We start from the raw sequence: 26,239 nt of genomic DNA on the forward strand, positions 1-26,239 counted from the left end.
CACAGGTTTTTGTGGTGTACCTAGATCCTGCAAACACCCGAGATACCTGTGGGAGATTGCCTGCAAGCGATGGGGCCGGCAGTGTCGGCCTCTGTGCCCACCCACGTTCCCGCAGAGGATCCAGCCTCACATTGAGCTATCATTGCCGCTTTCCCCCTGAAAGACATGATTGCCATGACTGCCGTACCCAACTCCCTTCTCGACGCCCTCGAACATTGCGCCATGGTCGAAATCGACGGTCTGCACGCCTTCGAATTCGCCCTCGACGAAGTCGACAACCTGCACATCGAATGCATGGACGGGCGTTTGTCCAAACACTGGGAATTCACCCCGGACCAGGTCAAGGCCGCGACCTTCGACGAATCCCTTCAGAGCTGGCTGATCGTCGGCGACAGCGGCGAACACCGCCTGGTCTGCCTCGACGCCTTCGGCGGCGACGATGAGGATGACGCCCATGAAGATGCGTAAGTTCTTGCCGCTGCTGATGGCCGGCAGCGTCGGCGCGATGGGCCTCTCCAGCGCCTCGGCCGAGACTTTCCAATTGCTGGTGGGCTCGTACACGGCGGGCGCAAGCCAGGGCATCTACCGGATGAGCTTCGACAGCGCCACCGGCCGCATCGGGCCCAACCCGCTGCAAGTGGTCAAGAGCGCCAACCCGTCGTGGCTGACTTTGTCCAAGGACCAGCGCAAGCTGTTCGTGGTCAACGAAAACGGCCCCGGTCAGAAAGACCCGGTGGGCCGTGTCAGCAGCTATGCGATCAACCCGAAGACCCAGGCCCTGAGCCTGATCAACCAGGTGCAGAGCCTGGGCAACGAGCCGACCCATTCGAGCCTGAGCGGTGACGCCGGCCACCTGTTCGTCAGCAACTACTCGGTGGCCGAAGATCCGGGCGGCACGCTGGCGGTGGTGCCGGTGGGCAGCGACGGCCGCCTGAAACCGGTGGTGCAGATGAGCGCCCACCCGGCCAGCCGGGTGAACCCGGAGCGCCAGGCGTCGAACCATGTGCACTCCACGGTCTCCTCGCCGGACGGCCGCTACGTGTTCTCCAGCGACCTGGGCGCGGACAAGGTCTTCATCTACCGCTACGACCCGAAGGCCAACCCTGAGCTTCCGCTGACCCCGGCGCCAACCGCGTCGGTGGACCTGCCGCCGGGCAGCGGCCCGCGTCACCTGCTGTTCAGCGCCGACGGCAAGCACGCCTGGCTGACCATGGAAATGAGCGCCCAGGTGGCGGTGTTCGACTACCGCGACGGCGTGCTGACCCAGACCCAACTGGTGGACCTGGCGGCCGGCCAGCCGACTTCGGACAAGGCCGCAGCGGCCTTGCACGCGTCCGGCGACGGCAAGTTCCTGTACGTCAGCAACCGGGGCACGGCCAACCAGATGCTGGTGTTCGCCATCGACCCGGCCAGCGGCAAGCTCAGCGAGCTGCAACGGCGTGCGGTGGAGGGCGATCACCCGCGTGAGTTCAGCCTCGACCCCACCGGCAAGTTCCTGCTGATCGCCAACCAGAAGAGCAACGGCATCGTCGTGCTTGAGCGTGACGACAAGACCGGCCTGCTGGGCAAAGTCGTGCAGACATTGCCGATGGATGCCCCGAGCGACCTCAAGTTCCTGCTGCGTCAATGAGCCGCAGGCCCCGGTCCGCGGGGCCTGCCACGTTGTATTAATCGCGCTGATAACAGCTAATGCCATAAAGCATTTCAAGCGGCGGACCCTCGAGCGTTAAGTTTGCTTCACGGCCCGAACGGGCAAGCAAGCCAACCGAACACGAGGGTTACCGCCATGAACTTCAATCTCTTTTCCGTGATTGCCGCGTCCGCCATCTCCGCCTCCGTGGCCCTGCCTGCCAGCGCCAGCGTCGAAGTCAGCGACAAGAAATCCCACACCCAGAGCTACACCCAGAAGTACCTGCAGCAGAGCGCCAACTTCTACGCCGCTCTGGACCACAAAGCCCAGCACTGAAACTTCCCCGCACTGCACCCGTTATGCAGGAGCGAAGTCATTGACGCCGCCGCACGTGTCCAAGCGTTGGCCGCAACAGTGATGTCGCTCCTGCATAACCGTTTGCGACAGCATCAGGCGGATTTCTACCTCCGCGCTTGATATCACATAGCCATGAACGTAAAGTTGACGCTGATTTTTTGACTCCTTCCCCGCATAAGGATCGACAGCATGGCGATGCGTCTGGCGCTGGTACTCCTGTTTCTCTATTCCACCCCCATCCTGTCGGCTGCCGAGCCTGTCGCCGGCGAGCCGGAAGCGGCGTTCGAACGCCTCATGAGTATTATTGAAGGCTGAGATAGACCGGCTTAATGATCAACGAAGCTGATGGTCACTATGGATAACCCTGAGTGGTTACTTCGGCTTTTTTGATCGATTCTGTGGGCCTCGAAACAGGTTCACGGAGTCCACATCATGGCCAGTTCCCTCATCGCTTACGCCAAACGCGGCGCTTACCTGGCCATCGGTCTGTACCTGGCCATGGTGCTGTCCGTCAGCCTCGTCTCGCAGTCGCAGCACCGCTTCGACGCACCGGTCCAGGTCGCCCATCCCGGCATCCAGTTCGAGCTCCGTTCCCACGGCGCAACGGTGGACGCGGCTGAGCTGGCGGGAGTCGGCGGAGCATGAAAGGCTACAGACTCTGGATCATCGCCGGCCTTGCGTTCATGACCAACGGCGCTTCGCTGCTGGGGTTCGGCCAAGGTTCGGTGGGCGGCCTGGCCCGCGCCATAGAGGCCAACCACAGCATCGCCCACAACATCGAACGGGCCAACGCCCTGGGGCTGCTGGCCGGCAATCCGCCGGTCAAGTCCGAGCGCGATTTCCTCGGGCCGTTCGAAGTGGATTGCTCGGCCATCGGCATGTGTGAAGTGCTGGCCTGAATGCGGGATTACTTTTTCATGATCCCGGTGAACAGGTCGGACTCGAGAAAACCCTGCAGCCATTGCTGCAACCGCACGTAAGGCGTCTGCGCGAACCACTCGCGGTCGACGTGGGCGAACTGGCGCACGAACGGCAGCAGCGCGATGTCGGCCAGGCACGGATGGTCGGCCAGCAAGTAATCGCGCTCGCCGAGCAATTCATCGAGTTTGTGCAGGAACAGCGATCCCTCGGCGCGATAGGCCTCCATCGGCTGTTCCGGATAGCGCTCGGCGTACTTGTACCGGTTCAGGTGCACCTTGAACACGTGGTCATTGCCCTGGATCAGTTTCTCCATCCATAAGGCGCTGAACGAATCGTCCTTGAGCAGCCAGTCGTCCGGATCGTTCTGCGCCAGCGCCCAGCGCATGATCTCCAGGCTCTCGTCGATCACCCGGCCGCCGGCGTCGAGCACCGGCACCGTGCCTTTGGGCGAGAGCTCCAGCATCCTCTCGGGCTTGGCCTTGAGGCTGACCTCGACGATGTCCACCGGCACCCGCGCATAGCGCAGCGCCATCCGCGCGCGCATGGCGTAGGGGCAGCGGCGGAAGGAGTAGAGCGTATTCATTTCACCTCCACTGTGCTCAGGCCGTTGCCTTGGCGCTGCACCTGGATCTGCACCGGAATCCGCTCGTGCATTTCCTGCACGTGGGAAATCACCGCCACCTTGCGTCCCTGGGCCTGCAAGCCGTCGAGGGCGTCCATCGCCAGTTGCAGGGATTCCGGGTCGAGGCTACCGAAGCCTTCGTCGATGAACAGCGATTCGATCCTCAGCGTGCTCGACGCCATCGACGCCAGCCCCAGTGCGAGGGCCAGCGACACCAGGAACGTCTCGCCGCCGGACAGCGAATGCACCGAGCGCAGTTCGTCGCCCATTTCCGTGTCCATCACCAACAGGCCGAGCATGCTGCCGCCGCGCTTGAGGCGGTAGCGCTTGACCAGTTGACGCAACTGCACGTTGGCGTGGTGCACCAGCAGGTCGAGGTTGTAGGCCTGGGCGATCTTGCGGAAGGTGTCGCCGGTGGCCGACCCGATCAGTGCGTTGAGCCGCGCCCAGCGCTGGTACTCGGCGTTCGCTTCGGCGATGCGCTGCGCCAGCGCCTGGTTGGCGTTTTGGCGGCGCTGGTCTTCGGCCTGCTCGGCGCGCAGTTCGGCGCATTGCTGCTCGCTGACGGCGAATTGCCCTTGCAGGTCGGCGAGGGCGGTCGCGAGTTGCCCTGCCTCAAGGTTGCCGTTGTGCTGCGCCTGATGCTCAAGCAGGCGTTGGTCGCGTTCCTGCAGCAGGACGTTGGCCTGCTCGATGGCCTTCTCGCTGTGCTGCAGGCGCTGGCGCAGTTCGCCGACCTCCGCGTCGTCGATCCGCAGCAGGCCTTCGAGGCCGCCGTCATCCAGTTCGGGGTGGCGCGCTCGCCAGTCGGCGATCCGGTTAGTCAGTTCCTGGCTTTCGCTGTCCAGCGTCTGCTGGCGTTCTTGCTGCGCCTTGAGTTCCGCAGCGGTCTGCACCTGTTGCGTGCGCACATCCTGCAGGGCCTGGGCCGTGTCGCTCTCGGCGTTGCGCGCCTGCTCCACGGCCTGTTCCAGTCGCTGCTGCCATTGCTCGGCGCCGGGGTGCTCGCCGAGCAGTTGCGCAAGCGTCTGTTGGCTGGCCTGTTGCTGCGCGGCCAATGCATTGAACTGCTGTTCGGCGGTCTGCAACTGCTCGGTGCGGGTCAGTTGGCGATCCTGTTCCTTGTCCAGCGTCTGCTGGCGTTCCTGCTGTTCCTCCAGCGCATCCTTTTGCTCTTCGACCTGCGTCAGGCGTTCGGCGATCTGCCGGTCAAGCTGCATGAAGGTGGCCGCCGGCTCGACGCGCAGCGCTTGCAGGGTGTCCGCCGGGAGCAGCGCGGCGAACGCGGTGAGTTCTTCGTCGAGGCGTTGGCGGTCGCTGGCCAGCTCCCGTTGCTGGTTGCTCAAGTGCTGCGCCGCCTGCTGATGCGCGGCCTCGGTCTTGCGCAATTGCTGGGTCAGCCGTGCCGCGTCCTGTTGCAGGGTGAGCAGGGCGTTCTGACGCTGTTCGTCCTGGGTGATGCTCTGGTTCAACTGATCGTTTTGCCGGGCGAGCCAAGCGTCGCGCTTGTCGGCGTCCTGCCCCATCAACTGCGCAGCCGAGGGGTGCGCATCGAGGCTCGGCGCCAACGCCAGTTGTTGGGCCGCCAGTTGTTCCTGCTGCTGCAGCAGTTCTTTCTGCCGGGCGATGACACCGCCGACGTCGGCGCGCAGTTCGCTGAGCTGTTCCTTGAGCCGCTCCACGGCCTGCTGTGCATTGGCCTGCTCGCTTTCGTCATGCCGGCCAAGGCTTTGCAGCAGCGCTTCGGGCTGATGGTACGGGTGCTCGTTGCTGCCGCAGACCGGGCAGGGCTGATCGTCCTGCAACTGCGCGCGCAACTCTTCGACGCTGGCGCTGCGGGCCAGGCGCTGACGCTCAAGCAGTTCGCGGGTGACGTTGAGCGTCTGCTCGGCGACGGCCAGTTCGGCCTTGGTCTTCACCCCGTCCTGGGTCAGGCGCTCGCGTTCCCGCTGGGCGTCGAGCTGGCGTTGCTGCAGGTCGGCCCCGCGCTTGTCCAGTTCCTGCCGTTGGGCCCACAGCCGCGCCAGGTCTTCGACGGCGCGCAGTTGCTTGCGGTTGTCCTGCAGCAGGTTGCCGAGGATGCCGATCTGTTCGGCGACCGCGTCCGGTTCGGCGCCGGCCTCCTTGAACAGCACCTCCAGTTCCTGCTTCTGCGCGGTGAGGTCTTCGGCGCTGCGGGCCGCCGCCTGTTCGAGGTCGGCCAGTTCGGCCTGGCCCTTGTTCAGTCGGTTGCCGATCAGCATCAACTGTTGCAGACGATCGCGGTAGGCGTTCCAGGCATCGCTCAACGGCGCCAGGTGGGCGCTTTGCCCGAGCCCGTCGGTGATGCGCCGCAAGCGCTCGGCGACTTCGGTCTGCTTGTCCTGCAAGGTCCGGATGGTCACCTGGCCTTGGGTGCAGGCCTGTTCCGCGTGCTGCCTGGCTTCGGCGCCGAGGGCGGCGTCCTTGGCCAGGCGGGCGAGGGTGCTTTGCTCTTCGAACGCCTGGCGCAGCAATGGCGCGCTGTCGCTTTGCCGTTGTTGCGCCAGCCCCAGGTCGGCTTTGGCGGCCTCCAGGCTTTGCTCCAGCTGCGATTGGCGTCCGGTCAGTTCGGCCAGTTGCCGGGTATGCGCGGCGATCTGCCCGGCCAGCGGCGTCAGCAAGGCATTCAGTTCACGCTTGCGGGCGAACTGGTGCCGCTGCGGGCCGAGCTGTTCCAGCCGGGTCAGCCTCAGGCGCTCGCCGCCGAGAGCTTCCCACTGCTGTTGCGCGCTGCGCGACTGCTCGGCGGCGGCTTGCTGCGCATCTTGCAGCCGGCTGAGTTCCTTGAGCCAGGCCTGTTGCTGTTCGAGCTGCTTGAGCTGCGCCTGTTGCAGCTTCAATTGCTGCTGGGCGGCGTCGAAGCGCCCATCCAGTTCGGCGCGGGCCTCCGGCGTCAGCGGCGTGACTCCGCTGGCCTGCTCGTTCAGCAGCCTGTGCGCTTCGCGGGCCTCTTTGGCCTTGTCGAAGGCGCGGCGGCCCAGGCGGGTGTAGAGCGCCGTGTCGGTGAGTTTCTCCAGCAGTTCGCTGCGGTCGTTGTCGTCGGCCTTGAGGAAGGCGCTGAACTCGCTCTGGGCCAGCAGCACGGCGCGGGTGAACTGCTCGAAGTTCAAGCCCAGCGCTGACTCCAGTTGAGCCTTGTATTCACCTTTCTGGCTGGCCAGCAGTTGATCCTGGTCGATGTCGCGCAGGCTCTGGCGGCTGGCCTGCAGCTTGCCGGCGGCTTTCTCGCGGGCACGGTTGGCTTCCCAGCGGGCGCGGTAGCGACGGCCGTCGACGCCGACGAAGTCCACTTCCGCGAAGCCTTCGCCGGTGCCGCGGCGCAGCAGGGTGCGCGGGTCGCCGGTGGCGATCTCACCGTCGGCGTCCGGCACCTTGGCGTCGCGGCCGGTGTTGTTCAACCGTGGCACGGCGCCGAACAGCGCCAGGCACAGGGCGTCGAGCAGGGTGCTCTTGCCGGCGCCGGTCGGGCCGGTGATGGCGAACAGGCCGGCGCTGGCCAGAGGTTCGGCGGTGAAGTCGATCTCGAAGGGGCCGGCCAGCGAGGCGAGGTTCTTCAGGCGAATGGCGAGAATCTTCATGGCTGCCCGGCCTCCATCTGTACGTCTTGCAGCAGTTCGGCGAAGTCCTTGAGGGTCTGTTCATCGACCTCGCTGCCGTAGCTGTCGAACCAGGCGCGGCTGAACAGTTCCTGCGGGGTGAGCTGATCCAGTTCGATCAGGGCATCGCCCCCGTCGGCGCCGTCGCGCCCGCCGGTGCCGGCGTATTCGGCGGCGATCCGCACCAGCCGCACGGCCTTGCCTTGCAGGGCGCTCTCCACTTGCTGGCGCAGGTCCGGCTGCGGCTCGTCGAGGCGCACGCGCACTTCCAGCCAGGGTTGGCGTTGGGGCTCCGCAAGCAGGTCGATGTTCGGCAGGTCCGCCAGTTGCAGGAGGATCTCGGCCAGCGGCGCAGGTCCGATGCGTTGCAGGTGCACGGACCTTGGGATCAGCCTCGGCTCGACGCTGACCAGGGTTTCGCCGTCGAGGGTGACGTCGAGGATCTGGTGCTGATAGTTGATTTCCGAGAACGACAGCGGGATCGGCGAGCCGCTGTAGCGGATCCGCTCCTCGCCGTTGACCTTTTGCGGCTTGTGCAGGTGGCCGAGGGCGACGTAGCTGACGGTGGGCCCGAACAGGCTGGCCGGCAGGGCTTCGGCGTTGCCGATGATCAGGCTGCGCTCGGAATCCTCCGACACCGAACCGCCGGCCATGTGCGCATGGCTGACGGCGATCAGCGCCTGGCCCGGCGTGCGCTTGGCGTTCGCCGCGTCGATCAGGCGCTCATGCACCTGGCCGATGCCGCGCAGGTAGTCGTCGCCCAGGTGGGCGCCGGTCACTTCGGCGGGCCGCAGGAACGGCAGCGCCAGGCACCATGCGGCGACCTCGCCCGTAGCGTCCGGCAACGGCAGCAGCAGGCGCTCGGTGTCGAGCTGCCCGTCATCGAGCCACAGCACCCGGCCCAACGCATGGGTGCGCAACCGGCGCATCAGCGGCGCGGGCAGCTCGATCCGCGAGCCGGAATCGTGGTTGCCGGCGATCATCACGATGGTCAGCGCAGGCTGTTGCTCGTGGGCGCTGACGATGAAGTCGTAGAGGCGTTCCTGGGCTTTGACCGGCGGGTTGACCGTGTCGAAGATGTCACCGGCGATCAGCAGGGCATCCGGCTGCGCCGCCTTCAGTTGCTTGAGCAGCCATTCGAGGAAGCAGGCGTGCTCGAAATCGCGCTCCTGGCCGTGCAGGTTCTGCCCAAGGTGCCAGTCGGAGGTGTGAAACAGACGCAAGGCGGACTCCGCATCAGGATTGAGGTGATGGCCGCTGCAAAGGCGGGAGGCCAAAGAGGGGAGAGTCTACTGGCAAATGCGCCGATTGTGGTCGAACTCGGGCCATGGCCGCTTGCCGCAGGGACTGCCGGATAGCGGAAGGCAATCCATTAATTGACGCCAGAATAGTGGCTCTTTAATATTGCGATATTACTTTGATATCACTTTTTGCATCGAGGGATCGACCATGTGCTCACCCGCCTTGGCGGTGAGGACGGGCGCGGCATTGCCGTGCCTGCCTCGAGACAGACCGAGGCTGGCAAGGAAGGACGTGACACAGACGTGGGCGGACATGCTCAAGCTTGTAGTCAAGGCGGGACATGCGACAAATATAATCTGTTTCCACAGGACAGGAATTTTAATAACTCTGCTTTCAAGGTGTTCTATGAGAATAGAATTAGAGAGGCGCTTGATGATCCTTAGAAAATAGCAGGGATGACGACAATTAGATTTAAGCGTGAGGATCCAGGTTCTGTTTGGCCTGATTCGCTGCAAGTTTTTTATACTATTGATGGTGGGGTGAAGTCAGTGGTTCTTAAAAATGAACCAAGACAAATTCCAGAGGTAATAGAGTGATTACGCAAGATTTCGAACTCGTCCAAAAAATTTTTGAACTGGTAGAGGCAGGAATAGTCCACGGTTATGATGCCTTTCGATACAATCTCGAGTGGGGAGGCAACTATATGGAGACTGAGCTTGCCGTTGAAAAAAATGGATCAGAAAGTTGGGATGTTGAAACCGATTTCAATGTTTCAAAAGTTTATGCGTTGGTAGAACAGCTACATGGAAATGCAACTGCTCGTGGCGAGCCGTGGGCGTCCTTTGTCTTGTCTTATCGCGAAGGCGAGCAAGTGAAGATAAACTTTACATACTAAGCAGTAAGATAAACGAACCCAGATCGAAGCGAGCTTTTTGCCTTGTGATTGAGTGATCAGGTTCATTGACGTGATGGGGGCGAAGAAAAGGAGACGAATCTATTTGATAGATCTGTCTCCTTTTTTTGCGGCAAATATGGTGCTCGCTTTACTGTCGATACTCCTGTTGCGGGGGCGAATGGGAATGGATTTACAAACCAGACTCAAATACTCCAGGGTTGACAACGATTTTTGTGAAGTGATCTTATGCCTCTAGGAATCAATGAAGTTGTACACTTGTTGGAAGATCTTCCTTTAGAGGGGGGTTTTAAAAGTGTCACTATTGCACAGTTGTCACTGAGGTTGTCTCAGTTTTAAGTTGTAAGGTGGTCACTTCGTCGCAATTGGGAATTGCAAGTGCTAAATGATAAGAAATGGGCGGATCTATTTGAAGTGAATTAATAGAAAAGCTGGAGGGCATGGACTGCTATAGGAAGATGCTCAGAGTACTGCGACGATAATGTTGAGGCTGTAGAGAAAAGGGCATATCTATTTGAAGAGGGAAGCAATTTAATAGATGTATCCACGTTCTTAATAAGCCTTAATTGTCGAGGATGTTCATGAAGCTCAAGTTTTATCATCAGCCAGGCGGAACCTATCCTGAAGTCGGGCAGATATTCCATGCGGTAGCTGAAGTGGTTTCAACGGATGAAGAGGCGCCGCGCTACGAACTCTATGTCTGCAGTGTTCTAGGTGCGATCGCTCAGATCCCAAAGGATTGCGATCGATTGCTGGCTGCCATTGAGTCGGTAGAGACAGGCGAGCAGGAGTCAGCCAGCGATGGTGGCAATGATGTTCTGCTGAACATTGATGCGAGCGCTGTGCAAGTCGATATTCTGGTCAACGATGACTGGGTGGGTCAGCCTGAGGGCAGGTTTACTCTTCAGGAGTGGCGTAAAGTGCTCGAAGGATGGAAATATCTTTTGGAGCTACCTGAAGGTTCCGCGCAATTTGTGATGGTCGAGTTGCCATAGGCAAACTTGATTCAGGGCAGGTGTGCGGCGGATGGGCGATCAGTCGGGTTTGTTGGATGGCCGCCCGGACATTCTTGCTGCCGGAAGGCGCTGTCAGCCAGCAATGACAGCGAGGTTCTTTGAGTAGTCCGGGCTATTTGAAAGAAAGGGGACGAATCTATTTAATGCGATGATCAATTCAATAGATCTGAACCTTTATTTACCCTTGATTCGTTAACGCGCCCACGATCTGAATCGCCGACCTTGACCAGAGCAAACGGAACTCTCTCATTGCATCATTCGAACTACCCCCGCCTAAAGGTATTCCTGGCCTTTCTTCTGTGCCCGTTGGTCCCTGGCTTCATCGCCGGGATCGTCAAGACCGTTGCGACGGTTGCCCATCTGGCCATGAACCCGAGGCTGATCGGCGAGGTGGGGCCGGAGTTGATGATGATGCCTTTCCTCGCGCCCGTGCTGGCGCTGTTGATTTTCATCGTGCCGTTTCTGCTGTTCTCTTCGGCGATTGCGGGGCTGAAAGTGACGAGAACGGTGCGGGCCTGCGCGACGGTTGCCCTGGTGGGCGCTTGTGTCGCCACGTTGTGGGTCGTTCCGTTTGTGGTCGCCGTTTTCCGCGATGACCCACGGGGGAATGGCCTGGAGTACGGGGTGGAGTTGGCCGTGCTGTTTGCTGTGTCGATGGCCACGTGCTGGTTGACCGCGCGTTTCTTTTTGCCTGAGCCGGTCAGTCTTGAGGCCGATTCCGGTCAGGGTGTCGATTGATCCCAGCGCAGATTTTTCAGCCCCTCAACGCAAACGCCCCGAACGATGTCGGGGCGTTTTCATGTGTCGGGCTCAATAGCCGGGGTGTTTAGCGGAATGCCGGCACCACGTGCTTGATGAACAGCTCCAGCGATTTCTTTTTCTCCGCATGGGGCAGGCTGTTGTCGCACCAGAAGCTGAACTCATCCACGCCCAGTTCCTGGTAGTACTTGATCCGCGGAATGATTTCTTCCGGCGTGCCGATCATTGCGGTCTTGTGCAGGCTCTCCAGTTCGAATTCCGGGCGGCCGGCGAATTTCTCTTCCGGGCTGGGGGCGAGGAAGCCGTTGACCGGGACTTCCTTGTTGCCGAACCACGCGTCGAACGTGCGGTAGAAGCGTGAGATGGCCTTGGCGCCGACTTTCCAGCCGTCCGGATCGTCAGCGGTGTGCACGTGGGTGTGGCGCAGCACCATCAGTTGCGGGCGCGGCACGCCGGGGTTGTTGTCCAGGGCGGTCTGGAATTTGTTCTTCAGGTCGACGACTTCTTCATCGCCCTTCATCAGCGGCGTGACCATCACGTTGCAGCCGTTGGCCACGGCGAAGTTGTGGGAGTCCGGGTCGCGGGCGGCGATCCACATCGGCGGGTTGGGCTTCTGCACCGGCTTCGGCACGCTGGTGGAGGTCGGGAATTTCCAGATGTCGCCGTTGTGGGCGTAGTCGCCCTGCCACAGGGCGCGCACCACCGGAACCATTTCCCGCAGGGCCTGGCCGCCGGCCGATGCGGGCATGCCGCCGGCCATGCGGTCGAACTCCACCTGATAGGCGCCGCGGGCCAGGCCGACTTCCATCCGGCCGTTGCTGATCACGTCGAGCAGGGCGCATTCGCCGGCCACCCGCAGCGGGTGCCAGAACGGCGCGATGATGGTGCCGGCGCCCAGGTGGATGGTGGTGGTCTTGGCCGCCAGGTACGCCAGCAGCGGCATCGGGCTCGGCGAGATGGTGTATTCCATGGCGTGGTGTTCGCCGATCCACACGGTGCTGAAACCGCCGGCCTCCGCCATCAGGGTCAGTTCGGTCAGGTCTTCGAACAGTTGGCGGTGGCTGACGCTTTCGTCCCAGCGTTCCATGTGTACGAACAGGGAAAATTTCATGACGCTACCTCGGATCTCTTGTTGTTGGCCGGTCGCTGTCGGGCCTGTTTAACGGCAACCGGTTGGGGTCAGGCGAAAACGGGCAGGGCGCCCATCTTGCCGTGGCAATACACCAGCGGTCCTGCGTCTTGCTCGGGCACGATCAGGTTCTTCACCGCGCCGACCATGATGGCGTGGTCGCCGCCCTCGTATTCGCGCCACAACTCACATTCGATGATAGCCGTGGCGTTGGCCAGGATCGGGTTGCCCAGCTCGCTCAGCGTCCATTCGATGCCCTGGGCCTTGTCCTTGCCCTTGCGGGCGAACGCGTAGGCCTCGCTCTGCTGGCCGCCGGACAGCACGTGGATGGCGAAGCGTTTGTTCTTGATCAGGACAGGGTAGGAGTCGGAGCTGTAGTTGGGGCAGAACAGCACCAGGGCGGGATCCATCGACAGCGAGCTGAAGGCGCTGGCGGTCAGGCCGACGATCTGGCCGTCGTCATCCAGGGTGGTGATGACGGTTACGCCGGACGGAAACGAACCCATGACTTGTTTGTAGAGGGCGGCATCGATCATTGGACGATCCTCGGATGGGGTGACGCGGTTTTTATGTGTTTGTGGGTCTGATGGTATACCGTAATACATCGTTTGCAAGCGCTTTTTTGATGAAACGATAAACGCGGCGCTTTCGTCGGAAAGTCAGGGTTTACGGGGCTTTTCCGTAGCCGCAGGGGCTTGGGATCAGGGAGGATGGCGGATCAGATGATGCCGTAAACAGCGGATCAGTCTTGTGAAAATGTTGGAATACCATAATATGGTGTTCGCTAGCGATGCGCTCCCAGAGGCCCTCTTTCGCTCAAATCTGTGGCGAGGGAGCTTGCTCCCGCTGGGGCGCGCAGCGGCCCTGAAAGCGTTGTGAGCGCTGCGCACTCAAGCGGGAGCAAGCTCCCTCGCCACAGGTGGCTTCATACAAAGATAAAAACAGACAAGCTCGAGTTCATGCATATGTCCCAGATGTCCCGGCAAGATCCGTTGATCGAGAATCACACGGTCGACTACGTCCCACTCGCGGAACGCCACGGGAAGGCCCGCGACCTGTTCACCCTGTGGTTCAGCACCAACATCGCGCCGCTGCCCATCGTCACCGGCGCCATGGTGGTTCAGGTGTTCCACCTTGACCTCTTCTGGGGGCTGCTGGCGATTGCGCTGGGGCACATGATCGGCGGTCTGGTGATCGCCCTGGCCTCGGCCCAGGGCCCGCGCATGGGCATTCCGCAGATGGTGCAGAGCCGCGGCCAGTTCGGCCGTTACGGCGCGCTGCTGATCGTGTTCTTCGCGGCGGTCATCTACATCGGCTTCTTCATTTCCAACATCGTGCTGGCCGGCAAATCCATCGTCGGCATCGCGCCGTCGGTGCCGGCGCCACTGAGCATCCTGATCGGGGCCCTCGGCGCCACGGCCATCGGCGTGATCGGCTACAACTTCATCCATACCCTCAACCGCATCGGCACCTGGGTGATGGGCAGCGCGCTGCTGGCCGGGTTCCTCTACATCTTTGCCCATGACCTGCCGGCGGACTTCTTCACCCGCGGCAGCTTCAACCTGTCCGGCTGGCTGGCGACGGTGTCGCTGGGGATCATCTGGCAGATCAGCTTTTCGCCTTACGTGTCCGACTATTCGCGTTACCTGCCGGCGGACATCGGCATCGCCAAGCCGTTCTTCGCCACCTACCTGGGGGCGACGCTGGGCACGATCCTGTCGTTCGCCTTCGGTGCGGTCGCCGTGCTGGCGGCGCCGGAAGGCACCGAGGCGATGGCGGCGGTCAAGCTCTCCACCGGTTGGCTGGGGCCGATCCTGATGGTGCTGTTCCTGCTCAACATCATCAGCCACAACGCCCTGAATCTGTACGGTGCGGTGCTGTCGATCATCACCTCGATCCAGACCTTCGCCAGCCAATGGACGCCGAGCGTCAAGGTGCGGGTGGCGCTGTCGAGCGTGGTGCTGGCGGGCTGCTGTGTGGTGGCGCTGGGCGCGTCGGCGGACTTCATTTCCCAATTCATCGGCCTGATCCTCGCGCTGCTGTTGGTACTGGTGCCGTGGGCGTCGATCAACCTGATCGACTTCTACCTGATCAAGCGCGGCCGCTACGACATCGCGTCGATCTTCCGCGCCGACGGCGGCCTCTACGGGCGTTTCAACCTGCACGCGATCATCGCCTACTTCATCGGCATCCTGGTGCAGCTGCCGTTCGCCAACACGTCGCTGTACGTCGGGCCCTACGCCAATCTGGTGGAGGGCGCAGACCTTTCGTGGCTGGTGGGCCTGGCCGTGACCTGCCCGCTGTACTACTGCCTGGCGACCCGCAGCCAGCCGCAGCGCAGCGGGGCGGCGCAGTTCAGCTACACGGACTGATTCGCAAGCGCCTCACCCGCAATGCCCGGCCCTTCGCCGGGCATTGTCGTTTCCGCACTGCGGCGGTCAATCAAATTGGCCGTTTCGATCCCCTTTTGGCCAACCGGCCACTGTGCCCGGCCAGCGCCGTCGGCAAGAATCGGACGCAACCGACAAAAACAACAGGATGCCGCAACACCTTGCCCTTGGCTGACGGTCAGCCGCTGCCGTGTACAGAACAACAAAACCATCGAACTCACGCCGCTTCAGGGGAAACAACCATGGTCACGATCAAACGCATGCTGGGCGCCACCGTGTGCGGGCTGACGCTGCTGGCCAGCGCCGTCCAGGCCGAACAGCGCGAATTGCGGGTGTACAACTGGGCGGACTACATCCTGCCGTCCGTGCCCAAGGATTTCGCTGCCAACAGCGGGATCAAAGTGACCTGGGACACCTTCGACACCAACGAATCCCTGGAGGCGAAGCTGCTGACCGGCAACTCCGGCTACGACCTGGTGGTGCCGTCCAACCAGTTCCTCGACACCCAGATCAAGGCCGGCGTGTTCCAGAAGCTCGACAAGTCCAAATTGCCGAACTGGCAACACCAGGATCCGGCGCTGCTTAAGCTGCTGGACGCCAACGACCCGGGCAACCAGTACGGCGTGCCCTACATGTACGGCACGGTGCTGATCGGCTTCAACCCGGCCAAGGTCAAGGCCGCGCTGGGCGAGAACGCGCCGGTGGACAGCTGGGACCTGGTGTTCAAGCCCGAGAACATGGAAAAGCTCAAGTCCTGCGGCGTGGCGATGCTCGATTCGCCGTCGGAGATCCTGCCGCTGGCCCTGCATTACTTGGGGCTCGACCCGAACAGCCAGAACCCGGACGACTATGAGAAGGCCAAGGCGCTGATGCTGAAGGTCCGGCCCTACGTCACCTATTTCAACTCGGCGAAGTACATGACCGACATCGCCAACGGCGACATCTGCGTGGCCATCGGCTACTCGGGCAGCTTCTACCAGTTCGGCAACCGGGCGAAGGAGGCGGGCAACGGTGTGGTGGTCGACTGGCGCCTGCCGAAGGAAGGCGCGCCGATCTGGTTCGACACGTTCGCCATTCCGAAGAGCGCGCAGAACGTGGCCGAGGCCCATGAGTTCCTGAACAACCTGCTGGATCCGAAGGTGATCGCGCCGATCAGCGATTTCCTCGGCTACCCGAACGCCAACAAGGATTCGATGGCCCTGATCAACAAGGACATCACCGACAACCCGAACCTGACGCCGACCAGCGCCGCGCTGGCGAAGCTCTACGTGGTCCAGCCGTTGCCGCAGAAGCTGGAGCGGGTGCGCACGCGGGTGTGGACCAGCATCAAGTCCGACAAGTAATCCGCATGCCGGGTGCCGCGCCGCAATCCTCCGACGGGGGATTGCAGCCGGCCTGCGTGGCGTGCGGTGGGGTCAAACGTGCTTGAGCTGCCAGATGTGGTTGATCGATTCGTAGTCCACCAGCAGGCTGCGCTCCAGAAAACCCTTCAGTTCGGCCCGGCCGTTCCAGGTCACCATGTAGTGCAGGTTCGGGTCGTAATAGTGGAGTTGTCCGTTCGAGCCGAACAGCCATGAGCTTTTTGTGCTGACAATGGCCAGGGCGTGGGATGCGGCCTTCCTCGCCTTGACGCCGATCAGGTAGTAGCGGGGGGTGTCCTCGAGTTTCTGCAGCTCATCGGTCAGGGTTTTCAGAGTGATGGGCGTTTTTTCGTCGATGACCCGCAAGCTGCGGATTTCCAGGAGTTTGGCCTTGTCCGTGGTCTTGTTCTTCAAGGACTCGGTGATCGGTTGCTGCTCGCGCAGCACTTCCAATTCCTGGGCGGCAAATTCGGCCGCCATGATCTTGTAGGCGGACAGATCCTTCTGGATCGGCTCGATGTTCTGCTTTTCGGACGGCTCAAGCATCTCAAGCCTGAACCGGTCCTGGATGGCCAGGCCTTGCAGTTGGAGCTCCTGTTGTCGCCGCACGCGCTCTGCCTGCTCATCCTTGAGCCGCTTGATCAGGGCGCTGCTGGTCAATTCGGCTTGCTCCTTCAGGTGCCGGACATAGAACTCATCGTCCTCCTCGGCGAGCGAAGCCCTCTGGCACCATTGGATGGCATCGTCCGGGCTTTTCATCATTTCGGTGAGCCATTCGGAGCTCAATGACATGCAGATGTCAGGCTGGTGGGCATTCGCCTTGTATTTCTTCATGGGTGTAACGTCCCTGTCGATGTCCGCGATGGACAAACATGCAACGGCTACCTGAAGCCTTGACTGTAGCTCATGATCGACAAGGCGCGTGCGTAGGCGACCGGCCACTGAACCGGAGGCGTCAGCCGCGTTTCTTGTCCAGATCCTGCGCCACGGCGTTGTCGGTCGCTTTGTCCCTGGTCGTGACCAGGCTCAACGCCACCGACAGCAGAATCACGCCGCCCACCACCGCCAGCGACCATTCCACCGGCATGTGGAACCACGGCATGAGCGTCATCTTGCCCCCGATGAACACCAGCACCAGCGCCAGGCCGTACTTGAGCAGGTGGAAGCGGTCGGCCATGTCCGCCAGCAGGAAATACAGCGCCCGCAGGCCCATGATCGCGAAGATGTTCGAGGTGAACACGATGAACGGATCGGTGGTGACGGCGAAGATCGCCGGGATGCTGTCGACCGCGAACATCAGGTCGCTGGCCTCGATCAGCACCAGCACCAGGAACATCGGCGTGGCCCAGCGGACGCCGTTCTGCACCACAAAGAAACGTTCGCCGTGGAAACCGCCGGTGATGCGCAGATGCCCGCGCACCCAGCGCAGCAGCGGGTTCTTGTCCAGGTCCGGCTGGTGTTCGGCGAACATCAGCATCTTGATCCCGGTGATGATCAGGAACGCGCCGAACACATACAAAAGCCAGGCGAACTGCGACACCAGCCACACGCCGGCGAAGATCATCGCCGCGCGCATCACGATGGCCCCGAGCACCCCGTACAGCAGCACCCGGCGCTGCAGTTCCGGCGGCACGGCGAAGTAGCCGAAGATCATCACGAAGACGAACATGTTGTCGATCGACAACGACTGCTCGATCAGGTAGCCGGTGAGGAATTCCAGGGTCTTTTGCCGGGCGATGTCGGCGCCGAATTCGCCGTTCAAGTACCACCAGAGCAGCCCGGCGAAGGCCAGCGCCAGCGCGCACCAGGCGACCACCCAGCACGACGCTTCGCGCACCGACACCCGATGGGCCTTGCGCCCGCCGAACACAAACAGGTCCAGGGCCAGCATGGCGAGGACAAAAACAATGAAGGCGCCCCACATCCAGGGCTCGCCGATGTTGATGGGGTGCATGCCGTTCTCCCTGTCTTTATGTTTTTCGGGGTAGACGGGGCCATGCTAGTGGGAGCATTCCGACAAAGAAAAATCGTTTATTTCGTGGGTATTGTTCGTTAATAACGAAGTGTCGGAAATACTTCATTCAACACTTCTTTGCTAACCTCGCTGTCGAGTCAGTCCACCACTCCGGGAGCCACGATCATCGACACGCCAGATCCTCAAGCCGTCTGCAGCCCGATCACCAGCGCCGCCATATTCATCGTGGCGACCCTCAACGCCGGGGCTGAGGCCGCCGAAACCGTTCGCGGTTGGTGCGCCGATGTCGCGGGGCTGACGCGCTCGGTCGGCAAGCGCGTTCCCTCGGGAAACCTGTCTTGCGTCTGCGGGTTTTCTTCCAGCGCCTGGGATCGTCTGTTCGGCAGTCCGCGCCCGGCGTCCTTGCACGGCTTTCGCGAGTTCGGTGTAGAAGGGCGGCGCGCCGTTTCCACGCCGGGCGACCTGTTGCTGCACATTCGAGCCGATCAGATGGACCTGTGTTTCGAGCTGGCGACGCAGTTGATGTCCGCGCTGGACGGCGCTGTGACGGTGACCGACGAGGTTCAGGGTTTCCGCTATTTCGACATGCGTAGCATCATCGGGTTTGTCGATGGCACGGAAAATCCGGTCGGCCGCAAAGCCGAGCATTTCGCCCTCGTGGGCGATGAAGATCAGGCGTTCAGCGGTGGCAGTTATGTGCTGGTGCAGAAGTACCTGCACAACATGAAGGCGTGGAACGAATTGTCGGTCGAGGATCAGGAGCGGGTGATCGGCCGCACCAAACTGTCCGATATCGAGCTGGACGATTCGGTCAAGCCGAGCAATTCCCACAGCGCACTGACGACCCTCACCAAGGACGGCGAAGAGGTGAAGATCCTGCGCGACAACATGCCGTTTGGTCGGCCTGGCGCGGGGGAGTTCGGTACTTATTTCATTGGCTACGCGCGTTCGCCGGAGCCGCTGGAGCTGATGCTGGAAAACATGTTCGTCGGCAAGCCGCCCGGCAACTACGATCGGTTGCTGGACTTCAGCACGGCGGTCACCGGCAGTCTGTTCTTTGTGCCTTCGGCGGATCTGCTGGAGGCGTTGGCCGAGCGATGAAAAAAGGCGGGATCGAATGATCCCGCCTTTTTTCTTACTTGCCGGTCGCCAGCGCTGGCGTGCGCGGCGGCACCAGACGTTTCGAACCGGTTGCCTCGAACGCCGCCGCCAGGCGCAGCAGCGTCGAGTCGTCGTAGGCGCGGCCAGCGAAGGTCAGGCCCACCGGCATGCCAATGTCCGCCATGACGCCCATCGGCACGGTCACGGTCGGCACGCCGAGGTGGCGGATGGCGAGGTTGCCGTTGGCGACCCAGATGCCGTTGCTCCAGGCGATGTCCGCCGACGCCGGGTTGACGTCCGCGTCCGCCGGGCCGACGTCGGCGTTGGTCGGGAACAGCACGGCGTCGAGGCCGAGGCGGTCCATCCAGTCTTCGAGGTCGAGCTTGCGGGTCTGTTCCAGGCCGCGCAGGCCGTCGGGCAGGGTCGGGATCTGATCCCAAGGCTTGATGCCGCGCTCGGCCATGCGCACGTATTCGTCCATGCCGGCGGCCAGGTCGCCCTCGCGGTTGGGCAGGGTGCCCGGATCGTGCGGGAAGATCTTCGGCCCGTCGACGTCCGCCAGGCGGTTGAGTTTCGGGTCGCCGTTGGCCCGCAGGAAATCGTCGAACGCCCAGGCCGACAGATCCCACAGTTCATCGTGCATGAATTCCTTGGACACGATCCCGCGGTTGAACACGGTCGGCGCGCCGGGACGGTCGCCTTCGCAATTGGACACCAGCGGGAAATCCACTTCGATCACCTCGGCGCCGGCGGCTTCCAGCGCCTTGCGCGCCTCGTTCCACAGGTCGATCACCGAAGGACGGGTGTTGATGCGCTGTCCGGTCGGGCCGCCGATGCCGGGGGCTTCGCTGGTGCCGGCTTCGGCGTCCGCATTGATGTACATGCGCGGCACGCCCAGGCGCTTGCCGGCCAGGGCCGCGCTGCCGACGGCCAGCTCGGCGTAGGAGGCCGGACGCACCGACGCCACGCTCGGGATCGGCACCCACGGCTGCAGGCGCCACAGGTCGCCGCGGGTGTCGGTGTCTTCGGCCACCACCACGTCGAGCACTTCAAGCAGGTCGGCCATGGTGCGGGCGTAAGGCACGACCACGTCCATGGTCGGCGTCAGCGGCCAGTTGCCGCGCACCGAAATCACCCCGCGCGACGGCGTGTAGGCGCACAGGCCGTTGTTGGAGGCCGGGCCGCGGCCGCTCGACCAGGTTTCCTCGGCCAGGCCGAACGCCGAGTAGCTCGCGGCGGTGGCGGTGCCGGCGCCGTTCGACGAGCCGGAGGCGAAGGGGGCGGTCAGGTAAGCGGCGTTGTAAGGGCTCTCGGCACGGCCGTAGACACCGCGCTGCATCCCGCCGTTGGCCATCGGCGGCATGTTGGTCTTGCCCAGGCAGATCGCCCCGGCGGCGCGCAGGCGCTCGATGGTGAACGCATCGCGGTGGGCGACCAGATCGGCGAAGGCCGGGCTGCCGGACGCGGCGGTCAGGCCCTTGACCAGGTAGCTGTCCTTGGCGGTGTAAGGGATGCCGTCCAGCGGGCCGAGGGTCTTGCCGGCGGCGCGGCGGGCGTCGGAGGCTTCCGCTTCCTTCAGGGCTTCGGGGTTGCGCACCACCACGGCGTTGAGGGCGGTGGCGGTCTGCGGGCCGTCATAGGCGTCGATCCGCGCCAGATAGGCCTGAACCAGCTCGACGGCCGTGGTCTGGCCGGACTCCAGGGCTGCGCGCAATTGGGCAATGGAAACTTCAGTGACTTCGATCATGCTGTTACCGCCGACAGGTTCTCAGATGGGTTGTTCGTCATGGTTATCGTGGCACGGTGTCAAGAATCCTTGATGAGCGAGACTCTACCCTGAAGTGAAGCGAAGGGGGTATTCAAATTCGATAAATATCGGCATTTTCAGCGAAAAAATTCGCCGGGCGTCTCACCGAACTGTTGTCGGAACGCTGCGATGAAGGCTGATGTTGAATCATAGCCGCAGGCCAGGGCCACATCGGTGACCCGTTCGCCCCGTTCCAGCGGCGTCAGGGCGCCGAGCAGGCGCAGGCGCTGGCGCCAGGCCCGGAAAGTCAGGCCGGTGTCGCGCAGGAACAGGCGGCTGAGGGTCTTTTCGGTGACGCCGAACCGGTCGCTCCAGTGCTGCAGCGTGGTCGACTGATCGGGATGCTGCTCAAGGCTGCGGTAGATCTGCTGCAAGCGGCTGTCCTGGGGCAGTGGCAGCATCAGGTCGATTTGCGGGGCTTCGGCCAATTGATCGAGGATCACCTGGGCCAGCCGTCCGTGGGGGCCGTCCTGGTCGTACTCCACCGGCACGCCGCTGAAGGTGCGGATCAACTCGCGCAGCAGGTCGTTCACGGCCAGCACATGACACCGTTGCGCCGCCCAGCCTGCAACGCTGCAATCGATGTACAGGCTGCGCATTTCCGTGTGCGGCGAACTGAACACCCGATGCGGCACCCCGGCCGGGATCCACACCGCCCGCTCCGGCGGGGCGACGAAGCGCCCGGCGGCGGTCTGCACTTCCAGCACACCCTGGATCGCATAGGACAACTGCACCCACGGATGGCTGTGGCGGCGGGTGAGGGCGCGGTTGGGCAGCGATTCGGTGCGGCCGTAGAGCGGCCGCGGCAGGCTGGGCAGGCCGGGAATGCTGCGTCTGACGCTTTTGTCATGTCCTTTAGGCGGCATCTGTTGGCTCTTCGGCGTTAGTCGGTCATCGGCGATCACGTTAGAGTCGCTTTCACGTACTGGCAACCCCCGGAAACCCTGTTCATGACCCGTCCCCGCTTGTTACCCGACAACTTCACCCTGACTCTGATCGGCGTGGTGCTGCTGGCCAGTTTCCTGCCCGCCAGCGGCCAGGTCGCGGCCGGCTTCGGCTGGCTGACCAACATCGCCATCGCGCTGCTGTTCTTTCTGCATGGCGCCAAGCTTTCGCGGGAGTCGATCATCGCCGGCGCCGGCCACTGGCGCCTGCATTTGCTGGTGTTCGGCCTGACCTTCGTGCTGTTCCCGCTGCTGGGCCTGGCGCTCAAGCCGCTGCTGTCACCGCTGATCGGCGACAACCTGTACATGGGCATGCTCTATCTGTGTGCGCTGCCGGCCACGGTGCAATCGGCGATTGCGTTCACTTCGCTGGCCCGCGGCAACATTCCGGCGGCGATCTGCAGCGCGGCGGCCTCCAGCCTGTTCGGGATCTTCCTGACGCCGCTGCTGGTGACAATGCTGCTGAACGTTCACGGTGACGGCGGCTCGACCCTCGATGCCATCGTGAAGATCAGCGTTCAGCTGCTGTTGCCGTTCATCGCCGGACAGATCGCCCGGCGCTGGATCGGCGCCTGGGTCGGGCGCAACAAGCATTGGCTCAAGTTTGTCGATCAGGGTTCGATTCTGCTGGTGGTCTACGGCGCCTTCAGCGAGGCGGTGAACGAAGGCATCTGGCATCAGATTCCGGTGCTGGATCTGTTCGGGCTGGTGGTGGTGTGCTGCATCCTGCTGGCGCTGGTGCTGCTGGCGTCCACGGTGCTGGGCAAGGCGTTCGGCTTCAGCCAGGAAGACCGCATCACCATTCTGTTCTGCGGCTCGAAGAAGAGTCTGGCGACCGGCGTGCCGATGGCGCAGGTGCTGTTCGCCGGCAGCACGATCGGCGTACTGATTCTGCCGCTGATGCTGTTTCATCAGATTCAGTTGATGGTGTGTGCAGTGCTGGCGCAGCGATATGCCAAACGGCCGGAGTCGATTCCTGAACTGATGGCTCAGGTGGATCCATAAGGGAATTGGCTGAAAAAAGGAGGGTGAAACGAGGAAGAAAATGGCAGGGGCGGCTGGATTCGAACCAACGCATGGCAGGATCAAAACCTGCTGCCTTACCGCTTGGCGACGCCCCTGTATTCGGTTGGCCTGTCTGGCTTCCCGGAAAGTGCGCGAAATTTAACAACATTTTTTCCGTCTGTGAAGCCCCGGACGAAATAATTTTCTTGGAAAACAGCCTGTTATCTTTTTTGCGCCCTGCATGACGGCGCATTCAGGCGCTTTTCCTACAGCGTCCCCGAGTATTTCACGGCGGCTGCGGCACGGGAGGGGACATTCAGCGTCCGCAGCAACGACGACACATGAATGCGCACGGTAAACGGAGATATATCGAGTTCCCGAGCGATTTCCTTGTTGGTCTTGCCTTGGGCGATCAGCCGCAGCACCTCCTGCTGACGGGCGGTCAGCGCCGTGCCGGACTCCAGCGGCAACAGCCCCGAGGGCGCGTACCTGACCACCACTTCACCCTCGCGGATGGCCAGGATGGCCTGAGCGATTTCGTCCGGGGCGATGTTCTTGCCGATGAACCCGTCGATCCCGGCGGCCATGACTTCACCGATCAGCGTTTCGTCGTCGACCATCGACACCACGATCAGCGAGGTGCGCGGCCATTGCAGGCGCAGTTCCGCCAATTGGTCGAGGCTGGTCAGGCCGGGAAAACGCAGGTCCAGGATCAGCGTGTCAGGCTCTTCGCCCGTCAGCAGCAGGGTGCGCACGGTGTCGAGATCGCCCGCTTCGTCGATGGCGGCTTCGGGCAGCAGGCGCTGGACGGTGCGCAGCAGCGCTTCGCGAAACAGCGGGTGATCGTCGGCTATGATGATTCGGCAGGCCATGGCTGCACCCTCCCTGGGTCTGGCGTTCCGTTGGCGTGCACCTTAGCACCGGGCAAAGGCATTGCCTGTTGGTTCGTGCTGGATCTGACGACTGCCGCACAAGGACGTTCCCATGAAGTTCGAAAAGAACACCGAGCTCGACCAGGCCAACCTGCGCATCGTTCTGGCGAGCGTGGCCCTGGTCTACATCAGCGTGCTCGGCTTTCTGCCGGGGCAGCGCGTGGAGACCTACCTGCCGATCATCGCCTACATCAGCGTGTTCCTGCTGGCGTCGGCGGTGCTGCGCCAGGCCATTGTGCGTTGGCCCGGGCATTATCCGGCGCGGCGGATCTTCGGCATGGTCAACGACTACACCGGCACCTCGTTCGGGCTGGTGATGGGCGGCGCGACGGCGTTGCCGCTGTATGCGGTGATGGTCTGGGTCAACCTGGGCAACGGCATGCGCTACGGCTCGCGTTACCTGGCGATCGCCACGGCGCTGGCGTTGGCGGCGCTGGTCGTGGTCTACAGCCTGACGCCGGTGTGGCAGGCGCAGCCGTTCATGGTGCTGATGCTGATGATCACCAGCACGGTGATTCCGTTCTATGCGCACCTGCTGCTGGAGCGCACGCGCAAGGCGTCGGAGGAGGCGGTCGCGGCCAATCTGGAGAAGTCGCGGTTCCTGGCCCAGGCCAGCCACGACCTGCGCCAGCCGATCCATTCCATCGGCCTGTTCACTGCGTGCCTTCGCGAGTCCCGCCTGGGTGACGACGAGCGGCGGCTGGTGGACAACATCGACCGTTCGCTGCTCAACGTCTCGCAGCTGTTCCGTTCGATCCTCGACCTCTACACCCTCGACAACGGGCGGATCCAGCCCAGGCTCCAGACATTCGACCTGGGCGAATGGCTGGCCGACCTGATCCGCCAGAACGCCGAGGCCGCCCGCTGGGCCGGGGTGGAGCTGCGCCTGCGTCCGTGCCGGCACTGGGTGCGTACCGACCCGGCGCTGCTGGCGACCATGGTGCAGAACGTCCTGTCCAACTGCTTCAAGTACGGTGCGCAGCGGCCGGTGCTGATCGGCGTGCGCAAGCGTGCAGGCGCACTGGCCATCGTGGTGTACGACCGTGGCAGCGGGATCGCCGAGGAACATCTGCCGAAGGTTTTCGAGGAGTTCTATCGGGTTCGCCAATTGCGCGACAAGGATGTCGAAGGCGTGGGGCTCGGGTTGTCGATCGTCAAACGGCTGGGTCAACTGATCGGTGTCGGGGTGACGCTGCGTTCGCGGCTCGGACATGGCACGGCGGTCACGCTGTTCGGGCTGCCGCCGGCGACGGCGCCTGCGTTGCCGGCGGTGCGCGACGAGGCGCGTCAGGCGGGCCTGCTGACCGGGCTGAAGGTGTGTCTGGTGGAGGATGACCGCAACGTGCTGCTGGCCACGTCGGCGTTGCTGGAGCGCTGGGGATGCGCGGTGCAGGCCGAGACGACGGGGCAGGGCCTGGTGACGGACTGCGACATCATCGTCGCCGACTACGACCTGGGGCCCCACGGCACCGGCATCGAGTGCATCGACGACATTCGCCGGCAACGCGGACGGGCGGTGCCGGCGATGATCATCACCGGGCATGACATCGAGAAGATCCAGGCGGCCCTGCACGACCGCCGGATCGCCATCCTGTCCAAACCGGTGCGCCCGGCCGAGCTGCGCGCGACCTTGCGCGCGCTGCGCGAACGGCGGGAGGAGCCGGTCGGCGCCGGCTCTGACAGTCTTGCGTGAGGGCGGCGCGGACAGCACCGGGCGAGTAGGGTCAAATCATGGCCGGGCCGTCGCCGGTCACTGGTACGGAATCTGCGAAGCCCCCTTCGGCAGGCAGGTCAACGGCGGCGACATGATCCCCATGCTGGCCACGGCGACGATTGCGCCGCTGGGCAGCTCGCAGTTGTATTCGCCGCCGGCGGTGTAGGCCGTGTAGTAGGTGAGGGTGCTGTCGCTGCGCACGTTGGCGATTTTCGTGACGGGCTGGCCGATCACGGTCTGGGCCCGTTCCTTCATGCTGTCTTCGGTGGGTTTGGCGGTCTGGCAACCGGCGGTGGCGGCCAGCAGGGCGCCGATGACGGCGAGTGAGCAGACGCGGGAGTGCAGTTTCATGGTGTGTCTTCCTTGGTGTTGTTCTTTTTCCGGGCGCAACGGTGCCGCGCACGGTGCAAGGGCCGTGTGGGGAAGCGTTGGGGTCGCGGGGACTATAGCGCCGGGCGGTGCACCGGTCGATTAGCACAAATGTGCTAGCGGGGATGAAGCGGGCGGTCGATGGGGACCGCCCGTTCGTTCGGATGGGCCGGTTATTGAGGGCTGTTGAACTGGTCGGAATAGCTGCCTGTCATGAGCGCTGACGCGACCCGGTCAGAGCCGACACCGACGCGGGAGTAGGCCAGGCGATTGGCGCCGACCTTGTCCGCGCCGTCGGCGGCCAGGGCACCTGCGCCGACATGGTCGGAGCCGTCGGAAGCCACCGCGCCCGCGCCGACATGGTCGGAACCGTCGGAAGCCACCGCGCCCGCGCCAACATGGTCGGAGCCGTCAGAGGCCACCGCACCCGCTACG

General features: G+C 62.9%; 25 protein-coding genes, 1 tRNA gene and 1 pseudogene. 14 read left to right on the forward strand and 13 right to left on the reverse strand.

The features are described 5' to 3' along the window. Positions 1 to 174: 174 nt before the first annotated feature. From ACIP0B_RS20395 to ACIP0B_RS20420, 6 genes are all read left to right on the forward strand, one after another. Complete coding sequence (locus ACIP0B_RS20395) at positions 175 to 468, forward strand: DUF5629 family protein (protein WP_217892376.1); 294 nt, start codon at positions 175 to 177, stop codon at positions 466 to 468. Continuing rightward, on the forward strand, positions 455 to 1,630 hold the full coding sequence (locus tag ACIP0B_RS20400; protein WP_400835469.1) for a lactonase family protein: 1,176 nt from the start codon (positions 455 to 457) through the stop codon (positions 1,628 to 1,630). Before ACIP0B_RS20395 ends, ACIP0B_RS20400 begins: the two co-directional genes overlap by 14 nt. A 156-nt stretch (positions 1,631 to 1,786) precedes the next feature. After that, positions 1,787 to 1,966, forward strand: a complete 180-nt coding sequence (locus tag ACIP0B_RS20405) for a hypothetical protein (RefSeq protein ID WP_085586952.1) — start codon at positions 1,787 to 1,789, stop codon at positions 1,964 to 1,966. 210 nt (positions 1,967 to 2,176) lie between these two features. Next, the gene (locus ACIP0B_RS20410; protein ID WP_400835471.1) at positions 2,177 to 2,302 is read left to right on the forward strand and encodes a hypothetical protein; all 126 of its coding nucleotides are present in this window, start codon (positions 2,177 to 2,179) and stop codon (positions 2,300 to 2,302) included. Between the two features lie 117 nt (positions 2,303 to 2,419). Then, positions 2,420 to 2,632, forward strand: coding sequence for a hypothetical protein (locus ACIP0B_RS20415; protein ID WP_400835473.1), 213 nt, complete (start codon positions 2,420 to 2,422; stop codon positions 2,630 to 2,632). Continuing rightward, a complete protein-coding gene (locus ACIP0B_RS20420; RefSeq protein WP_217892373.1) occupies positions 2,629 to 2,886 on the forward strand; it encodes a hypothetical protein in 258 nt (85 codons plus the stop codon). Before ACIP0B_RS20415 ends, ACIP0B_RS20420 begins: the two co-directional genes overlap by 4 nt. A gap of 8 nt (positions 2,887 to 2,894) precedes the next feature. On the opposite strand, the gene ACIP0B_RS20425 is transcribed toward ACIP0B_RS20420, so the two are convergent. Genes ACIP0B_RS20425 through ACIP0B_RS20435 form a run of 3 tightly spaced genes read right to left on the reverse strand, consistent with a single transcriptional unit; the run spans position 2,895 to position 8,370 of the window. Next, positions 2,895 to 3,491, reverse strand: a complete 597-nt coding sequence (locus ACIP0B_RS20425) for a glutathione S-transferase (RefSeq protein WP_400835475.1) — start codon at positions 3,489 to 3,491, stop codon at positions 2,895 to 2,897. Continuing rightward, entirely contained in the window at positions 3,488 to 7,129 is a 3,642-nt protein-coding gene (locus ACIP0B_RS20430; protein WP_400835477.1) for an AAA family ATPase, read from the reverse strand. The genes ACIP0B_RS20425 and ACIP0B_RS20430 overlap by 4 nt, the downstream gene beginning before the upstream one ends. Further along, positions 7,126 to 8,370: an exonuclease SbcCD subunit D C-terminal domain-containing protein gene (locus tag ACIP0B_RS20435; RefSeq protein ID WP_400835479.1), complete on the reverse strand. Its 1,245-nt coding sequence runs from the start codon at positions 8,368 to 8,370 to the stop codon at positions 7,126 to 7,128. The genes ACIP0B_RS20430 and ACIP0B_RS20435 overlap by 4 nt, the downstream gene beginning before the upstream one ends. A gap of 611 nt (positions 8,371 to 8,981) precedes the next feature. Here ACIP0B_RS20435 and ACIP0B_RS20440 point away from each other — a divergent pair. The 3 genes from ACIP0B_RS20440 (at position 8,982) to ACIP0B_RS20450 (ending at position 11,056) form a co-directional block, all read left to right on the forward strand. Further along, the gene (locus tag ACIP0B_RS20440) at positions 8,982 to 9,284 is read left to right on the forward strand and encodes a hypothetical protein (RefSeq protein ID WP_400835481.1); all 303 of its coding nucleotides are present in this window, start codon (positions 8,982 to 8,984) and stop codon (positions 9,282 to 9,284) included. Positions 9,285 to 9,883: 599 nt separating this feature from the next. Beyond that, positions 9,884 to 10,297, forward strand: a complete 414-nt coding sequence (locus tag ACIP0B_RS20445; protein ID WP_085586841.1) for a hypothetical protein — start codon at positions 9,884 to 9,886, stop codon at positions 10,295 to 10,297. Positions 10,298 to 10,567: 270 nt separating this feature from the next. Continuing rightward, positions 10,568 to 11,056, forward strand: a complete 489-nt coding sequence (locus ACIP0B_RS20450) for a hypothetical protein (RefSeq protein ID WP_400835483.1) — start codon at positions 10,568 to 10,570, stop codon at positions 11,054 to 11,056. A gap of 88 nt (positions 11,057 to 11,144) precedes the next feature. Here ACIP0B_RS20450 and ACIP0B_RS20455 read toward each other — a convergent pair whose 3' ends face one another. Beyond that, a complete protein-coding gene (locus ACIP0B_RS20455) occupies positions 11,145 to 12,188 on the reverse strand; it encodes an LLM class flavin-dependent oxidoreductase (RefSeq protein ID WP_085656758.1) in 1,044 nt (347 codons plus the stop codon). A gap of 68 nt (positions 12,189 to 12,256) precedes the next feature. Beyond that, entirely contained in the window at positions 12,257 to 12,742 is a 486-nt protein-coding gene (locus ACIP0B_RS20460) for a flavin reductase family protein (protein ID WP_085707304.1), read from the reverse strand. Positions 12,743 to 13,171: 429 nt separating this feature from the next. Here ACIP0B_RS20460 and ACIP0B_RS20465 point away from each other — a divergent pair, with 429 nt between their 5' ends. Further along, a complete protein-coding gene (locus tag ACIP0B_RS20465; protein ID WP_085586834.1) occupies positions 13,172 to 14,578 on the forward strand; it encodes a cytosine permease in 1,407 nt (468 codons plus the stop codon). 260 nt (positions 14,579 to 14,838) lie between these two features. Continuing rightward, positions 14,839 to 15,939: a polyamine ABC transporter substrate-binding protein gene (locus tag ACIP0B_RS20470; protein WP_400835486.1), complete on the forward strand. Its 1,101-nt coding sequence runs from the start codon at positions 14,839 to 14,841 to the stop codon at positions 15,937 to 15,939. A gap of 72 nt (positions 15,940 to 16,011) precedes the next feature. Here the strand turns inward: ACIP0B_RS20470 and ACIP0B_RS20475 are convergent, their stop codons facing one another. Then, positions 16,012 to 16,899 carry a hypothetical protein gene (locus ACIP0B_RS20475; protein ID WP_400835488.1) on the reverse strand — a complete coding sequence of 296 codons (888 nt, stop codon included), beginning with the start codon at positions 16,897 to 16,899 and terminating at the stop codon, positions 16,012 to 16,014. A gap of 13 nt (positions 16,900 to 16,912) precedes the next feature. Then, on the reverse strand, positions 16,913 to 17,911 hold the full coding sequence (locus ACIP0B_RS20480; protein ID WP_400835490.1) for a TerC family protein: 999 nt from the start codon (positions 17,909 to 17,911) through the stop codon (positions 16,913 to 16,915). A gap of 138 nt (positions 17,912 to 18,049) precedes the next feature. Here ACIP0B_RS20480 and ACIP0B_RS20485 point away from each other — a divergent pair, with 138 nt between their 5' ends. Next, positions 18,050 to 19,033 carry a Dyp-type peroxidase gene (locus ACIP0B_RS20485; protein WP_400835492.1) on the forward strand — a complete coding sequence of 328 codons (984 nt, stop codon included), beginning with the start codon at positions 18,050 to 18,052 and terminating at the stop codon, positions 19,031 to 19,033. A 34-nt stretch (positions 19,034 to 19,067) separates the two neighbouring features. Here the strand turns inward: ACIP0B_RS20485 and ACIP0B_RS20490 are convergent, their stop codons facing one another. Continuing rightward, complete coding sequence (locus ACIP0B_RS20490; RefSeq protein WP_400835494.1) at positions 19,068 to 20,780, reverse strand: amidase; 1,713 nt, start codon at positions 20,778 to 20,780, stop codon at positions 19,068 to 19,070. A 137-nt stretch (positions 20,781 to 20,917) separates the two neighbouring features. Then, a complete protein-coding gene (locus ACIP0B_RS20495) occupies positions 20,918 to 21,706 on the reverse strand; it encodes an AraC family transcriptional regulator (protein WP_400835496.1) in 789 nt (262 codons plus the stop codon). Between the two features lie 84 nt (positions 21,707 to 21,790). On the opposite strand from ACIP0B_RS20495, the gene ACIP0B_RS20500 reads away from it, so the two are divergent. Then, positions 21,791 to 22,789: a bile acid:sodium symporter family protein gene (locus tag ACIP0B_RS20500; RefSeq protein ID WP_400835498.1), complete on the forward strand. Its 999-nt coding sequence runs from the start codon at positions 21,791 to 21,793 to the stop codon at positions 22,787 to 22,789. A gap of 41 nt (positions 22,790 to 22,830) precedes the next feature. On the opposite strand, the gene ACIP0B_RS20505 is transcribed toward ACIP0B_RS20500, so the two are convergent. Beyond that, positions 22,831 to 22,905 (reverse strand) — tRNA-Gln (locus ACIP0B_RS20505). A gap of 150 nt (positions 22,906 to 23,055) precedes the next feature. Beyond that, positions 23,056 to 23,661, reverse strand: a complete 606-nt coding sequence (locus ACIP0B_RS20510) for a LuxR C-terminal-related transcriptional regulator (RefSeq protein ID WP_400835500.1) — start codon at positions 23,659 to 23,661, stop codon at positions 23,056 to 23,058. A 112-nt stretch (positions 23,662 to 23,773) separates the two neighbouring features. On the opposite strand from ACIP0B_RS20510, the gene ACIP0B_RS20515 reads away from it, so the two are divergent. Next, a complete protein-coding gene (locus tag ACIP0B_RS20515) occupies positions 23,774 to 25,414 on the forward strand; it encodes a hybrid sensor histidine kinase/response regulator (RefSeq protein ID WP_400835501.1) in 1,641 nt (546 codons plus the stop codon). 57 nt (positions 25,415 to 25,471) lie between these two features. On the opposite strand, the gene ACIP0B_RS20520 is transcribed toward ACIP0B_RS20515, so the two are convergent. Next, entirely contained in the window at positions 25,472 to 25,786 is a 315-nt protein-coding gene (locus ACIP0B_RS20520; protein ID WP_400835503.1) for a hypothetical protein, read from the reverse strand. A 191-nt stretch (positions 25,787 to 25,977) separates the two neighbouring features. Beyond that, positions 25,978 to 26,239, reverse strand: a pseudogene (locus ACIP0B_RS20525) (hypothetical protein); the annotation flags it as partial.

The sequence above is a fragment of the Pseudomonas sp. NPDC089534 genome, assembly GCF_044749305.1.
GTDB lineage: Bacteria > Pseudomonadota > Gammaproteobacteria > Pseudomonadales > Pseudomonadaceae > Aquipseudomonas > Aquipseudomonas ekonensis.

What these genes read in the sequence shown, in the direction of transcription:
- ACIP0B_RS20490 (WP_400835494.1), bottom strand. Translation starts at nt 20,780, where the DNA reads ATGATCGAAGTCACTGAAGTTTCCATTGCCCAATTGCGCGCAGCCCTG.
- ACIP0B_RS20455 (WP_085656758.1), bottom strand. Translation starts at nt 12,188, where the DNA reads ATGAAATTTTCCCTGTTCGTACACATGGAACGCTGGGACGAAAGCGTC.
- ACIP0B_RS20410 (WP_400835471.1), top strand. Translation starts at nt 2,177, where the DNA reads ATGGCGATGCGTCTGGCGCTGGTACTCCTGTTTCTCTATTCCACCCCC.
- ACIP0B_RS20520 (WP_400835503.1), bottom strand. Translation starts at nt 25,786, where the DNA reads ATGAAACTGCACTCCCGCGTCTGCTCACTCGCCGTCATCGGCGCCCTG.
- ACIP0B_RS20445 (WP_085586841.1), top strand. Translation starts at nt 9,884, where the DNA reads ATGAAGCTCAAGTTTTATCATCAGCCAGGCGGAACCTATCCTGAAGTC.
- ACIP0B_RS20420 (WP_217892373.1), top strand. Translation starts at nt 2,629, where the DNA reads ATGAAAGGCTACAGACTCTGGATCATCGCCGGCCTTGCGTTCATGACC.
- ACIP0B_RS20515 (WP_400835501.1), top strand. Translation starts at nt 23,774, where the DNA reads ATGAAGTTCGAAAAGAACACCGAGCTCGACCAGGCCAACCTGCGCATC.
- ACIP0B_RS20465 (WP_085586834.1), top strand. Translation starts at nt 13,172, where the DNA reads ATGTCCCAGATGTCCCGGCAAGATCCGTTGATCGAGAATCACACGGTC.
- ACIP0B_RS20460 (WP_085707304.1), bottom strand. Translation starts at nt 12,742, where the DNA reads ATGATCGATGCCGCCCTCTACAAACAAGTCATGGGTTCGTTTCCGTCC.
- ACIP0B_RS20510 (WP_400835500.1), bottom strand. Translation starts at nt 23,661, where the DNA reads ATGGCCTGCCGAATCATCATAGCCGACGATCACCCGCTGTTTCGCGAA.
- ACIP0B_RS20480 (WP_400835490.1), bottom strand. Translation starts at nt 17,911, where the DNA reads ATGCACCCCATCAACATCGGCGAGCCCTGGATGTGGGGCGCCTTCATT.
- ACIP0B_RS20405 (WP_085586952.1), top strand. Translation starts at nt 1,787, where the DNA reads ATGAACTTCAATCTCTTTTCCGTGATTGCCGCGTCCGCCATCTCCGCC.
- ACIP0B_RS20400 (WP_400835469.1), top strand. Translation starts at nt 455, where the DNA reads ATGAAGATGCGTAAGTTCTTGCCGCTGCTGATGGCCGGCAGCGTCGGC.
- ACIP0B_RS20415 (WP_400835473.1), top strand. Translation starts at nt 2,420, where the DNA reads ATGGCCAGTTCCCTCATCGCTTACGCCAAACGCGGCGCTTACCTGGCC.
- ACIP0B_RS20425 (WP_400835475.1), bottom strand. Translation starts at nt 3,491, where the DNA reads ATGAATACGCTCTACTCCTTCCGCCGCTGCCCCTACGCCATGCGCGCG.
- ACIP0B_RS20500 (WP_400835498.1), top strand. Translation starts at nt 21,791, where the DNA reads ATGACCCGTCCCCGCTTGTTACCCGACAACTTCACCCTGACTCTGATC.
- ACIP0B_RS20495 (WP_400835496.1), bottom strand. Translation starts at nt 21,706, where the DNA reads ATGCCGCCTAAAGGACATGACAAAAGCGTCAGACGCAGCATTCCCGGC.
- ACIP0B_RS20395 (WP_217892376.1), top strand. Translation starts at nt 175, where the DNA reads ATGACTGCCGTACCCAACTCCCTTCTCGACGCCCTCGAACATTGCGCC.
- ACIP0B_RS20430 (WP_400835477.1), bottom strand. Translation starts at nt 7,129, where the DNA reads ATGAAGATTCTCGCCATTCGCCTGAAGAACCTCGCCTCGCTGGCCGGC.
- ACIP0B_RS20470 (WP_400835486.1), top strand. Translation starts at nt 14,839, where the DNA reads ATGGTCACGATCAAACGCATGCTGGGCGCCACCGTGTGCGGGCTGACG.